Below are 13,644 nucleotides of genomic sequence, written 5' to 3'. Positions count from 1 at the left end.
GAAATGAAAACCAGGTACAATAAATTAATTTATGCATTTTGCTTATTGCTTTCGGCTTATTTTTGTGGGGTGTATTTTCCGTGGTGGGTATTGATGATTTTCTCATTTTTGCTCAGCGCTTTTTTTCGTCTAAGCCTTGGATTTTCATTTTCTCTTGCACTTATTGTCACAACACCTGTTTGGTATTTTATCAGCCAGGGTATTCAGAATTCATCGGGTTCAGATCTTTTGATTATGGTAGGTGAATTGTTGATGGGCTTGAGCATGAATCAGCTTTTTTTGGTGACTGGATTGATTGGAGGAATTACTGCAGGATTAGGTGCTTTGGCAGGCAGTTCGATTAGACAGTTATGGTAAGACAATTTATATATTTATTTGTTTTGTGGAATGGTTGTATGACATTTTGCACCGCACAAAATGCAAATCCATCTGCCATGTTGTACGATCGCTCACAATCTGATTTTAGAGTTTTCTGCAATGTGTATTTGGAAAACTCCAATCAAAAAAACCATTTGTTTAATACCAGCTTTTTTGATTTCATGGCGGGTATTTCCAATGACGTTAATATAGGAGTCAGATTGAGATATCGGATGGTAGAAAAAGCCGATTCTTTAAGTTTAAAAGATGCTTTTGGCTTTAGAAATTATGCATTGGACAATATGGGAAATTATGCCAGACATGGTTTGACAGGGGCAGAGTTGCTGATCCGCCATCGAATGAGTAAATCGGGAAAATGGACGGCGCAGCATGCTTTGGGAATTCCTTTGGGTAACCAACTGGAACAACATTTTGATCGCGGGTTTTTGGATTGGAATGGCCTTGGATGGTACACCCAGATTTTTCACAACAGAACAATGAAACGCTTTAATTTCTTTTATGATATAGGTATCAGAATTGAAAACATAAGTAGATCCAGTTTTTCCAACACCAAAACTCATTATACCACTTACGGCATTCCAGTCAGTTTTCTTCCAGGAATATTTTTGGGAAAGCAAAACTACTTGTATTTATTGACTCAAATAAATCCAGTTCTGGCGCACTCAGTATTTGAAACTGTGTCTGGAAACGAATCGGATATCATTCAGTCGATTCATTTTCAATTGGGAATGGGATACAAACTTTTTTGCTTCCGTTCCTGGGAATTAGAATTGATCTCCTCCTTGTACCGGATTGATGATAAAAAAGCAATAACTGCAAATCTAGGATTGCGTCGATATTTTAATCGGATATTGTATTGATTTGAATACTAATTTACCAATTTCCATTTGATTCCAAGACGGATGCCAAAATCATACAACGGATAAGATTCGACCCAAGTATGTGTTCTGTCGGCCCAGAAAGAATCTAACTGTTCCAGTTGAATTTTAATTTCAAAATCGTTCAGTAAAATCCCAATACTTGCACCTAAGATGAAGTTAGTTCTGGCTTGAACTACATTGTCCTTCCGATAATATTGTCCTGACAACGGATGGAATCCAAGACGGTGATTGTTATGAAAAATTTGAAGATTGGGGCCGAATTCGATCTTACTGAACCTACCAAAAAACTTCAATCGAAACATCATATCGTGTGTCGTGAACAAACCAGTCCAGCCAGCAGGATCTGGTTGTACCCAATGTAAGTTGATTTGATGGGCCGATCTGAGAAAACGAAACTTAAATAGATAACTTCCCCTGATGTTGATCTGCCGAATATTTTCTTTCGTCTGCCGGAAAATTAAATTGCTGTCCAGGTAGATAAGATCTGATATCCAAACCGCTCTAAAAAAGAAAGATGGCAAATTTGATTTAGATGACTGGTATTCAATTTTTATTTCTTCACTTTTTGTATTTTGAAAATCATTCTGCCATATTAATCGGCCATTGACATGTAGTGTCTGTTCCAGCAAGCTTGGTATCTTGGATTCGAGATAAAAATTTAAAGAAATGGTAGAAGAATCTTTTAAAGTGTATTTTAGTTTTGAATTCGCCAGGTATCCATTTCTTTTGTTTTGTAGGATCTGCTGACCTTCAGCAGATAGATTAAATTTGGAGAAGCTAGTAGAATATTGAAAGCCATATTTGGTAAATAGAATTTTTTGTTCGGTAGTACTATCAAAAAAAACACGGTTGTAATCATATTGAATGTTTGTGCTTATATTGGCAAATCGATGTTTTAATAGATGGATGTTGGCAGCTGACCAATATCCGTGATTTGAAACATAGCGATGGATGGACAAACTATCATTGTAAAAATCTCTTCCGTATTTTTCCAGTATGTTGCTGGGATTGTTGTCTATAAACTGAATTGTATTATAATGATAATAAGCACTTATATTCACTGAAGGGTGAATTATTCTATTTTTTCTTTGGAATAAATCAGTAAAGTAAACCAATCCAATTTGACCGTTTTTTAATCTTGAATTTGCAGAACTGCTAAATACAGGAACCGACTCTCTTAAAGCATACCGCGGATCGGTGAGTTGATTAGGATCTTTCACTCCAAAGTTGTACTGCAATTTATCAGTGTTCGATGCGATGTTAAATTCCACTTTGCGATGATGGGTTTTTCCTTCCCAATGTAGTGTGCTGACTAAAGAACTTATGTAGTTTTGATTGTTGGTGTATATCCCACTATAGTTGATTCTGTTGTAATAAAAATTGTAGTGGAAAGACTTTCTAAATGGAATGCTGATCAGGGTATGTATGGATAAATTATTGATGAGCCCTGACTGAGAACTGCCAGGAAACAGGGATTGCTCCAGTAGTAATTCTGTCAATGGTTTATTGCTTCTTATTTTTAGTAAACGATCTGCCTGTTGATGACCAAGATCTGTAATATGATATCCCTCATCCATATGCCCATTAAATTGCAATTGGTCTCTGGACGTCTGAAGTGGTGACCCAAAATTATTGGTTTGGATATAACCTGGGGTTCGGTAGGGTGAAATTAACCATTCAAGTGTATCTAAATTCTTCCAATCAAATTCCTGCGGTTGCATCGGGTGAAATTTATCAGCGAAAAGAATTGTCATTTGAAGTGGGGCGTTTTCCTGAATATTCTTTAGCGAGTCTTGTGTACTTAATCCTACAGAGTCTGTTGCAATGTTTTGACCCAGATTGAGGTTGCTATACAAGAAAGGGATTACAAAGAGCAGGGGATTGATTCGGACCATTCAATTATTGTGAAATAAGCAATTTTTGGAGGATGGTACGGTTGTTTTCAAGAGTGATTTTAACAAAATATAAGCCACTTTGAATGTCTGGTATTTCAACCAAATGACTGACTTGGTGGTTTGGCTTTGAAGTGGAAAGATAGATTTCTTTACCAGCCAAATCGTATAATTTTATTGCAATGATGTTTTCTTTGGATTGAATATTAAAAATACCGTTTGATGGATTGGGATATATTGTAAGGAGATCTGATTCATTGAGAATAGGATCTGAACTGCTGATTGTTTGACATGTCTTGGAAATGTTGCATGGCGTTTCAATTCCTTTAATGACATAGAGACCTGTTTGCATATCCGCGACTAAAATATTTCCCGAAGGTAAAAATGGGTAAACACCCCACGCACCTTCATAACTTTTTCTATTTGCAATTTTTGAGGTAGGGTAGTGGTATAACCTTTCTACTTTCTGTGGATCTGTGATTCGATAGATCTGTAGTCCATCATAATAATAGGCAATATAAGCATAGTCGCAGCTGATCAGAGGATTATGGGGAATTTCTTTGTCATCGCGGATGATTCCCATCAAAGCGCTGATTTTTATTTTAGACCAATCACCAAAGTGGATTAATTTCATAGGAGCTCCATGTGTTTCATCTGCCATTACATACCGTGTACCATCCGGTGTAAGCCATCCTGAATGATTATAACCGCTGTGTGGATATTCAGTAGGAGTCAATGTGTACAAACTCTTTGGAGCAGTGTAATCACTAAAATCCATCACAGCAAAACCATCATTTCCGCAATTTAGATATGCCGTGTCATTGGTTACAAAACAATCGTGCACATGGCCAGCTTCGATGTTACCAAATTGTGAATAGTGATTGAGAAATTTTGGATTTTCCGGATTTGAGATGTCGTATAAACCAAGTGCAAACCTTCCAGAGTTACCTGTTTCCGCGCTTGTGTACAAACGCGCTTTTGGCACATCAATGAAAATATTATGCGATCTGGTGAAAAGGGAATTGTTATTGTAAACCAAATGTACACTATCGGGAAGGTAGCTCAAATCCATGATTTGCAATGTACTGGACGATCCTTCATCGCAAACCGCATATAGATAACATTGATAGGTTTTAAAATCCCTGTGGATGATATGAGTTCCTGAAGATCCCCCCTTTACTCTGTAAACCTCCACTGGATTTTGCGGTTCTGTGACATCGATAAAATGGCTACCGTAGGTGGAGCCTATCACAGCATATTCACGACCATCTACCCAAACACCCCACACCTCATTAAATGCATTGTTGTATGCAGCCGACCCAACGATCTCAGGATCCCTCCAATGTCCTAGCAATTCTAGTTGGACAGCTTGAGCACCCAATACAGTTTGATAGAAGAATAATAGCAATAAATAAAATAATTTCATTTTATAGATTTAAAAGTGCTGGACTCATACCCATGGATGAAAATCCTCCATCATGGTATAAATTTTGCATCGTTACCATTTTGGTCAAATCAGAAAACATGACCACACAATAATCTGCACAGGAATCGGCTGAAGCATTACCCAAGGGACTCATTTTATCCGCATAATCAAAAAATTCTTTAAATCCTTTTACTCCAGAACCGGCAGTGGTCCAAGTAGGTGATTGTGAGATTGTATTTACCCGAACTTTCTTATGTACTCCATAGTGATAACCAAAACTTCTTGCAAAAGATTCTAAAAGTGCTTTTGATTCTGTCATCTCGCTATAATCCGGAAATATTCTTTGTGCTGCAATATATGTTAATGCAAGGATTGAACCTCCATTTTCAATTGCATCCAACTTATACGCTGTTTGCATTAATTTGTGAAAAGATATGGCAGAGATGTCAAAAGTCTTTTGCATGAATTCATAATTTAAGTCGGTATAACTTTTGCCTTTGCGGACATTCAATGACATTCCGATGGAATGCAGAATAAAATCTATTTTACCCCCCAATGCCTGCATGGATTTTTGCAAAAGCGCTTCCAGGTCTTCCAAAAGAGTGGCGTCTGCAGGAATCACCTCAGCATTCAGTTTTGTACCAAGTTCAAAAATTTTCCCCATGCGCATAGCCACCGGAGCATTGGTGAGACTGATTCTCGCTCCCTGCTCAACACATTTCTCCGCGACATGCCATGCAATGGATTGTTCGTCAAGAGCTCCGAAGATGATGCCTCTTTTTCCAGCTAATAGTTGATGTGACATATTCTAAAAATTTTATAGATCAATTGAATGGTTATTGTAACGCGATTAACTCTTTGGCATTTTTTATGGCAGATACTGTCGGAGGATCTCCACTGAGCATTTTTGCAATTTCTGTCAATCTCTCTTGATTGTTTAACAGTTTTAATTTGGTATTGGTTGTCGTAGCCTTGCTGTCCTTATAAACAAAAAAATGATGCTCTGCCCGTGAGGCTATTTGGGCGGAATGCGTAATGGTAATAAGCTGGTGTTGCTCTGCCATTTGCCTTAATATACTTCCCATTTGAAGGGCAATTTGTCCGGATACTCCACTGTCGATTTCATCAAAAATCAAGGTCGGTAAATGCGAATTGGCAGCAACAATTGATTTAATGGCTAAATTTAATCTTGAAATTTCTCCCCCAGAAGCTTGATTTTTAATAGCCTTTGGAGAAGAGCCTTTGTTGGCAGAGAATAAATATTCCAACCGATCCATGCCAAATTGGTTAAGTTGATCAAGTTCAGTCAAATTGATCTCAAACTGACCATGCTCCATTCCAAGTTGATGAAGTAGATCGACAATTTCTTTTTTTAGGAATGTACTATTTTTTAATCTGCCTTTTCTGAGTAATAAAGCTTGCTCAATTAATTCTGTTTCCAATTCTTTTTTGTTAAGCTCAAGTGTTTTAAGCTTGTCTTCAAATTCCCCATATCCTTTCAATTTGGATTGTAACTGATCTTTTATCTCAATCAACCCCTCAATCGATGTCACACGGTATTTGTTGTGTAGACGGGTTAGTTGATCAAATCTTTCCTGCATTTGTGAAAGTCTGGAAGGATCAAATTCCATTCTATCTTTAAATTTCTCCAAACTATGGGTCAATTCTCTTATTTCCTCCTTCATTTGGATAAAACTCTGGTAGAACTCTTCAATCTGTGTTTCAATTCTTATTGGTTTAAGCAATTGGGTAACTTCCTGCAGCTGATCAATGATGCCTTTTTCTGACTCTAATAGTATATTAATTTGTTGTATATTTTGAATGATTACTTCTGATTTAGAAGCAATATTCAAATCATCTTCCAATTGTTTGTATTCATCTGGGTTTAATTGAGCCTGGTTTAGTTCATTAAATTGAAATTGAATAAAATCCTGTTCGGCCAAGTGCTCGTTAAGTTTATGGGTACATTCATCAATTTGTTTGCACAGGATTAGATATTGAGAATAATTCTTTTTATAATTTATAAATTCAGATTTAAGTTGTGAGAAGCTATCCAATAATTCAAATTGCTTGGCCTCCTCTAATAAATCCAGTTGATCAAACTGTTGATGAATACTGATCAAAAACGGCGCAACGGTTTGTATATTTTGTACAAGGGCAGGGGTGTCATTTATAAATGTTCTTGATTTTCCAGCTGGATTTATTTCTCTTCTTAATATTAATTCGCCATCTGTTTTTTCTTCCAGAATAATATCCAATTGATTTTGAATTTCATTATTTAGGGAAAAACAAACTTCAACCACACATTTTTCATTTTGATTTCGCAATACTTTGACATCTGCTCTGTTTCCCAACACAAATTGCAAGGCACCAATCAGAATGGATTTACCCGCCCCGGTTTCGCCGGTAATTGCAGTAAATCCTTCAGGCCATTCTATTTCGAGATGATCGATAATGGCATAATTTTTAATGCGTATACTTTTTAACATATTCTATTTAGGGTAATTTAAAGTGTTTATTAATTTTGTTTGACCCCAAGCCTACCAGCTTCTAAATAGTCATTCTGGGCTTTTTCGACTTGTCCCATTGATTCGTAGGTTTTGGCTCTTTCAAGATAAGCTAATCCTAATTTGGGATTGTATTGTATCGAAGTGGTGAAATATTCGATTGCCTTCGGCAAATTATTTAGCATTCTTTGACATCTTGCACCTTCGTACCACAAATCAGCGTTGTTTGGTTCTAACCTGAGGTAATTGTCAATGTCTGCAAGCGCATTTGCAAAATCACCTTTGATTTGAAAAATAATGGATCTGTTGAGATATGCCACTTTCCAATCTTTATCCAGTTCCACCGCTTTGTTAAGATCCACCAAAGCCTGATCCAATTGATTCAACTTTGCATAGGCTGCTCCTCTGTTGGTATAATACTCAGCTGTGCCCGGGCTTTTCTGAATGGCTATGTTGTAGTCTTCAATCGCTTTTTGATCTTCATTTCTGTTAAAAAATAATTTTGCCCGGCTATTGAACGTAGCGTGTCCTGCATTCAGCGAAATAGCTTTACTGTAATCGGCCAATGCCTTATCAAATTGTTTTAAATCTCTGTAATAATTTGCTCTATTGTTGAATGGCAGAGGAGTATTATCATAGTATTCAATGACACGGGTCCATAATGTATCTGAATTCTTCCAAAACTTACATTGCCGGTAACTAAGTATGGCAAAAATCGAAAGGTAAAATGCAATTCCAGCTCTTAAAAAAGATCGAAGATGAGGAAATTGCTCCCACCATTTCTGCATATACCAGGACATAACAAAGAACAATCCCAAATAGGCGACATAAGTAAACCGGTCAGCAAGGTAGCCCTGACCCGCACCCAAAAATTGAAGCAGAAAAAATACATTGACCAGAAAAAAAGTCAGGCCAAAAAACAGTTGAGTCATTTTTTTTCTAAAAGCCAGGTAATAACCAAACGCTACAACCAGTGCACCTGGCAAGGATAGATAGTGCCAAATTGTAAGCTTTTCGGGATAAGGATACAGTGGAACATTCATATATGGTATCAGCCATTTAATAAGATAAGTCAAAAAACTGTAACAGCCGATAAATATTCTGAGTATTCCTGCATGGGTTTGATTTGCTTCCAGCGATCCCTCTTGCCTGAGAATATATAGGCCAAGTAATCCGAAAGCCAAAGAGCCAAATAGGAATATCCACTTTTCTGTGATTAAATTCCATTTTAACGGACGACCTTTGAGATAATCAGCAGTCAACATGGCCAATGGTAAAGAAACCATTTGTATTTTAGCAAAAAGACCAATGGCAAACAAGAGAAAAATCCATACCATTGATATGGATTTGGGTCTATCCAATTTTTGTAGGTATAAATAAAATGCCGGTAGAAAAAATGCAGCAAACAATACATCTTTGCGCTCAGTGATCCAAGCCACAGATTCCACCCGCATGGGATGAATGGCAAAAAGCAAGGCTCCAAAGGCAGCAAACCACGGCTTAAGCCCAAGATTTTGTAGTATCTTAAAAGAAAAGAAAACGCAAATTAAATGGAGAATCAAATTGGTCCAATGCATCACTTTTGGATTCATTCCAAAGAAATGGTACTCTACCGCAAAGGTCCAATTGCTTAATGGATTATAATTCCCAATGACAGGTGTCGAAAATATTTTTTTATGCTGTATTTCTTTTTGATTTACAATCAGCGGATTTTCATACACATTTCGGTCATCATCCCAATTGACAAAGTCATTTTTAAGACTGGGGCTAAAAACCCCAAAACAAATCAACAAGATAAGCCATATAAGCCATTTTGGACCTTTTGATAGCTCAGTTGCAGCTGGTGTATTATCCTTGATTTGGATAATTTTTTCCGGTCTTTTGGTATGTTTTTGCTTAGCCATATATCCTAACAGCGACAAAATTAGACTTTTTCTGTTTATTATTGGGGCTACTTTAAGCCTCCATTTGAGGTATATGCCATATTTTTTTTCCATTTTAAAGATTACCTTTGTGAAATGAAATTGACTGCTGGTCAACTGGCTACCTTGGTTAATGGAACTCTGGAGGGGGACCCGGATTTAGAGTTGACCCAACCCAGCAAAATTGAAGAAGCGTCGAATGGCAGCGTTTGCTTTATCGGAAACCCTAAATATGCTTCCTATTTGTATGGATCGGCGGCCTCTTTGGTGATCGTACCCGCCGATTTTAAACCCACTAGCAACAATCATCCTGCTTTACTCAGGGTAAAGGATGTCTACCAAACAGTTGGTGATCTATTGAATTTATTTGCTTCGGAAATCAATAATTCAAATATTATTCATACCACCGCACAATTAGATCCAAGTGTAAGTGTAGATGAAAATGCCAATATTGGAGCTTTTACAGTCATTGAAAGTGGAGTGAAAATCGGGAAGAATGCAATGATTGGTGCCCAGGTTTATATTGGTAAAAATGTAACCATTGGGAACGATGTCAAATTGTTTCCAGGGGTGCGAATTTATCATGATTGTGAAATTGGCAATTTTGTGACATTGCACTCCAATACTGTCATAGGAAGCGATGGTTTTGGTTTTGCCATCAATCAAGACAAATCATATAAGAAAATAGCGCAAATTGGTAATGTCATTATACAGGATCATGTCGAAATTGGAGCCAATAGCTCCATTGATAGAGGTACCATGGGATCTACGGTCATAGAGGAAGGTTGCAAATTGGACAATTTGATTCAGGTGGCCCATAATGTTAGAATTGGTGCGCACACAGTTATTGCCGCCCAATCTGGGATTGCGGGAAGCACTAAAATTGGGAAATATTGTATCATTGGAGGACAAGTTGGCATTGCCGGTCATTTGACCATTGCTGATGGTTCTGTAGTGCAGGCCCAAAGTGGTATAGCCTCATCGATTAATGAGGACAGCAAAAAATGGTATGGATCCCCTGCCATAGATTATCTGAGCTTTCTAAGGGCATACAGCGAATTCACAAAATTGCCTGCAACTTCTAAGAAGATTCGCGATCTTGAAAATATTATTAAATCATTTCAATCCCAAACATGAACCAAACCACATTGGCCAAAGAGGCCACTGTTTCTGGAGTAGGACTTCACACCGGCAAACCAGTTACTCTCACTTTTAAACCAGCTGAGGCAGGGTTTGGCATTAAATTTAAAAGAGTGGATTTGCCAGATCAACCTGTAATTCCGGCGGATGTCTCCAGGGTAATCTCGACGAACAGGGGTACGACTTTGCAAGAAGGCTTGGCCCAGGTTTGGACAGTTGAACATACTCTTTCTGCTTTATCTGGAATGGGTATCGACAATGTTTTAATTGAGCTTGATGGTCCCGAAATTCCGATACTGGATGGAAGTGCTAGAATTTTTGTCGACTTATTTAAAGCGGCAGAAATTATCCAATTGGATGCTCCAAAGGAATACATGGTGATCCGCGAACCGTTGAGTTTTGAAGACGAACAGACTGGAGCTGAATATACAATATTGCCGAGTGATCACTTTGAGCTGACCTCCATGATCGATTTCGAATCCACTGTATTGGGTCAGCAATTTGCCACTTTGGCTAATTTAAAGGATTACCCTGAAGAAATTGCTCCTTGTAGGACTTTCGTATTTCTTCATGAGTTGGAAAAGCTCCTGGAGCAAAATCTTATAAAGGGTGGTGACCTTGAAAATGCAATTGTTTTGGTGGACCGATTGATGTCACAAAATGATTTGGATGCTTTGGCTAAAAAACTAAACAAACCCTCTGTAAAGGTGGAAAAAGAAGGTGTTTTAAATACCCTTGCCCTCCATTTTCCAAATGAACCAGCCAGGCATAAATTGTTGGATGTTTTAGGTGATCTGACCCTACTTGGACGACCAATAATGGGTAAAATAATAACTTCTAAATCCGGACATCGATCCAATGTCGAATTTGCCAAGTTTATACTTAAAAAATGGTCCGAAAAGAAAAAATTGGAAGGTATTCCTGTTTATGATCCAGATGCTACTCCACTCTATAACACTGTTCAGATTCAACAAATGCTGCCCCACAGGTATCCTTTTTTATTGGTGGACAAGATTATTGAAATGTCTGATAATCATGTAGTTGGGATTAAAAATATCAGCATCAATGAGGGCTTGTTTCAAGGTCACTTTCCCAACAATCCGGTCTTCCCGGGAATGCTCCAATTGGAAGCACTTGCTCAGACGGGTGGCGTATTGGCTTTAAGTAAGCAGGACCAACCAGACGGTTACGATACCTATTTTGTAAAAGTCGAAAATGCAAGATTCCGTCAGAAAGTTTTGCCTGGAGACACTTTGATTCTTAAAATGGTATTAATTTCGCCCATTCGCAGAGGATTGGTTCAAATGAGCGGATGTGCTTTCGTTGGAACTAAGCTGGTATGTGAGGCAGAATTAACCGCCCAAATCATCAAAAGGGATTCATGATATCACCATTGTCCAACATTAGCCCTAAAGCCAAAATCGGTATGGGTACTCAGATCGAACCATTCGTAAGTATTTACGATGATGTTGTGATTGGGAGTAACTGTTGGATAGGTCCATATGTGACAATTATGGATGGGGCCAGGATTGGTGACCATGTAAAAATTTATCCAGGTGCTGTAATCAGTTCTGCACCACAAGATTTAAAGTATGCAGGTGAACAAACTACCCTGGAAATAGGAAATAATACCATTGTTCGGGAATTTTGTACGCTGAACAAAGGAACCAAAGCCGCTTTTACCACAAAGATTGGCTCTAATTGTCTCCTAATGGCATATGTTCATGTTGCACATGATTGCATCATTCACGATCATGTAATCTTAGCCAACAATGTGACCCTGGCGGGGCATATTGAGATATTTGATTACGCCATTTTGGGTGGTTTGACAGCCGTTCACCAGTTTACCAAAGTTGGTGCACACACCATGATTGGTGGCGGTTCTTTGGTTTCAAAAGATGTTCCCCCTTACATCAAAGCGGGTCGTGAACCTCTCATGTATGAAGGCGTCAATGTCGTCGGGCTCGGTAGGAGAGGCTTTGATAAAGAGCAAATTGACAGGATGCATGAAATTTATAGATACATGTTTGTGAAACACCGCAACATATCAAAGGCATTGGAAGCAATTGAAAATGAACTCCCGGATAGCTTAGAGAAAAGAGACATCTTAAAATTTGTAAGCACGAGCGAACGCGGCCTGATCAAAGGTTTGAGTTGAGAATGATGAAATGCAGATAAAGGTAGAAAATATCTCTAAAAAATTTCAAACCAAGACTTTCATTTTGAAAAATTTGAACTTTCACTATTCCTCAGGGAAAGTATATGGAATTTCTGGATCAAACGGCTCAGGTAAAACAACTTTGCTATCTCTGATTGCAGGTACCCAAATTCCTACATCAGGATATATTCAATATCTGGACAACAAACAAAATTTAGTACCGAATCATCTTTGGTTTCAGTATTTAAGTTATGCGGCTCCTTACGGTGAATTATATGAATACCTTACTGTTTCAGAAATCACCTATTTATTTGGCCATTTAAAGGGTTTTTCAAATGAACTTAGTGCTGAGGAAGTGATGGGCATAGCTTGGCTGGACCATAAATCCAATGAATTGACTAAAAATCTATCTTCCGGAATGAAGCAGCGTTTGAAACTGGCCTTGACCATCTTATCAGGATCAGATATATTGATACTGGATGAGCCCCGTACCAACCTCGATACAGAAACTCAGTCCTGGTATAATGATCTTTTGTTAAATTATAAGTCGGACCGGATCGTAATTATTGCTTCCAACGATTCTGCGGATTTTGAAATCTGTGATTTTACATTGAATTTGAACGAACAATAGGCCATCCAATCCAATGAAATCAATCTTTGGTCAGAACAGAAAAAACCGACCTGAAGCTTTCGGGCAGTTATCCTATGAATTGAATTTTCAAAGCCTGGATCCCGAAACCATTGGTTTGATAGCTCAATTGAAATTCTTTAAATTGTTTAAAACAGGTACCCGCAAGAAAATAGAAAATTTGTTGGGAGTTAAAAATCACTTTTCAGATAAATATCTATTTGATTATTCCTACTTAATCTCGACTGGTAAAACATCTCATACATATCATCAGACAGTTATGGTCTTTGATTGCAGAGAGCTGAGCCTTCCTGATTTTTATTTAAAACCAGAAAACTTTTTTGATACGCTCAAGGAATGGTTCGGATATGAAGACATTGATTTTTTAACCCACCCCGAATTTTCTGAAGATTATAGACTAACCGGTGAGTATGAGTCTGTAATTAGGTATTATTTTAACCAGGATGTGTTGGACATGCTTTCCCAATCCAAAGGGTTTTATATGGAAGCCTCTAATTTTTATCTGGTGATTTATAAATTGCACCAACTCATTCATCCATCCCAGCTTAAAGCTTTTGCACAATTTGGTTCCATGGTTTATGAATTGCTAAAACTGAGGAGCCAAAAGAGTAATTCAGACTTTAATATTTCTTGAAATGGTCATTTGATAAAACCAGCTCTGATGGTATCTTGAATGATAGTTCTCAGCCGG

The 13,644-nt window shown here is 37.8% G+C and carries 12 protein-coding genes; 7 read left to right on the top strand and 5 right to left on the bottom strand.

Annotation, left to right across the window (positions count from 1 at the left end; all coding sequences use genetic code 11):
- The first annotated feature begins 3 nt into the window (after positions 1-3).
- Both IPM48_13840 and IPM48_13835 read left to right on the top strand, forming a co-directional pair.
- Positions 4-357, top strand: coding sequence for a hypothetical protein (locus IPM48_13840; protein ID MBK9272665.1), 354 nt, complete (start codon positions 4-6; stop codon positions 355-357).
- Positions 351-1,238: a hypothetical protein gene (locus tag IPM48_13835; GenBank protein ID MBK9272664.1), complete on the top strand. Its 888-nt coding sequence runs from the start codon at positions 351-353 to the stop codon at positions 1,236-1,238. The genes IPM48_13840 and IPM48_13835 overlap by 7 nt, the downstream gene beginning before the upstream one ends.
- An 8-nt stretch (positions 1,239-1,246) precedes the next feature.
- Here the strand turns inward: IPM48_13835 and IPM48_13830 are convergent, their stop codons facing one another.
- The 5 genes from IPM48_13830 to IPM48_13810 are packed head-to-tail and all read right to left on the bottom strand — an operon-like array spanning position 1,247 to position 8,988.
- Positions 1,247-3,154, bottom strand: coding sequence for a hypothetical protein (locus IPM48_13830; GenBank protein ID MBK9272663.1), 1,908 nt, complete (start codon positions 3,152-3,154; stop codon positions 1,247-1,249).
- Between the two features lie 4 nt (positions 3,155-3,158).
- Entirely contained in the window at positions 3,159-4,577 is a 1,419-nt protein-coding gene (locus IPM48_13825) for a choice-of-anchor B family protein (protein MBK9272662.1), read from the bottom strand.
- Position 4,578: 1 nt separating this feature from the next.
- Entirely contained in the window at positions 4,579-5,382 is an 804-nt protein-coding gene (locus IPM48_13820) for an SDR family oxidoreductase (GenBank protein ID MBK9272661.1), read from the bottom strand.
- Between the two features lie 31 nt (positions 5,383-5,413).
- A complete protein-coding gene (gene recN, locus IPM48_13815; protein ID MBK9272660.1) occupies positions 5,414-7,066 on the bottom strand; it encodes a DNA repair protein RecN in 1,653 nt (550 codons plus the stop codon).
- Positions 7,067-7,095: 29 nt separating this feature from the next.
- The gene (locus IPM48_13810) at positions 7,096-8,988 is read right to left on the bottom strand and encodes a tetratricopeptide repeat protein (protein ID MBK9272659.1); all 1,893 of its coding nucleotides are present in this window, start codon (positions 8,986-8,988) and stop codon (positions 7,096-7,098) included.
- Between the two features lie 114 nt (positions 8,989-9,102).
- On the opposite strand from IPM48_13810, the gene lpxD reads away from it, so the two are divergent.
- The 5 genes from lpxD to IPM48_13785 all read left to right on the top strand — a co-directional run bounded on the left by lpxD (position 9,103) and on the right by IPM48_13785 (position 13,587).
- Entirely contained in the window at positions 9,103-10,143 is a 1,041-nt protein-coding gene (gene lpxD / locus IPM48_13805; GenBank protein ID MBK9272658.1) for a UDP-3-O-(3-hydroxymyristoyl)glucosamine N-acyltransferase, read from the top strand.
- Positions 10,140-11,531, top strand: coding sequence for a bifunctional UDP-3-O-[3-hydroxymyristoyl] N-acetylglucosamine deacetylase/3-hydroxyacyl-ACP dehydratase (locus tag IPM48_13800; protein MBK9272657.1), 1,392 nt, complete (start codon positions 10,140-10,142; stop codon positions 11,529-11,531). The genes lpxD and IPM48_13800 overlap by 4 nt, the downstream gene beginning before the upstream one ends.
- Positions 11,528-12,304, top strand: a complete 777-nt coding sequence (lpxA, locus tag IPM48_13795; protein ID MBK9272656.1) for an acyl-ACP--UDP-N-acetylglucosamine O-acyltransferase — start codon at positions 11,528-11,530, stop codon at positions 12,302-12,304. Before IPM48_13800 ends, lpxA begins: the two co-directional genes overlap by 4 nt.
- A gap of 64 nt (positions 12,305-12,368) precedes the next feature.
- Positions 12,369-12,935 carry an ABC transporter ATP-binding protein gene (locus tag IPM48_13790; GenBank protein MBK9272655.1) on the top strand — a complete coding sequence of 189 codons (567 nt, stop codon included), beginning with the start codon at positions 12,369-12,371 and terminating at the stop codon, positions 12,933-12,935.
- 13 nt (positions 12,936-12,948) lie between these two features.
- Positions 12,949-13,587 (top strand): hypothetical protein, encoded by a 639-nt coding sequence (locus tag IPM48_13785; protein ID MBK9272654.1) that lies wholly within the window; start codon positions 12,949-12,951, stop codon positions 13,585-13,587.
- Positions 13,588-13,644 lie beyond the last annotated feature (57 nt).

This window comes from Saprospiraceae bacterium, assembly GCA_016715965.1.
Taxonomy (GTDB): Bacteria; Bacteroidota; Bacteroidia; order Chitinophagales; family Saprospiraceae; genus Vicinibacter.
The sequence above is the reverse complement of the archived record's forward strand: the minus strand, read 5'-3'. Positions and strand labels throughout refer to the sequence as shown.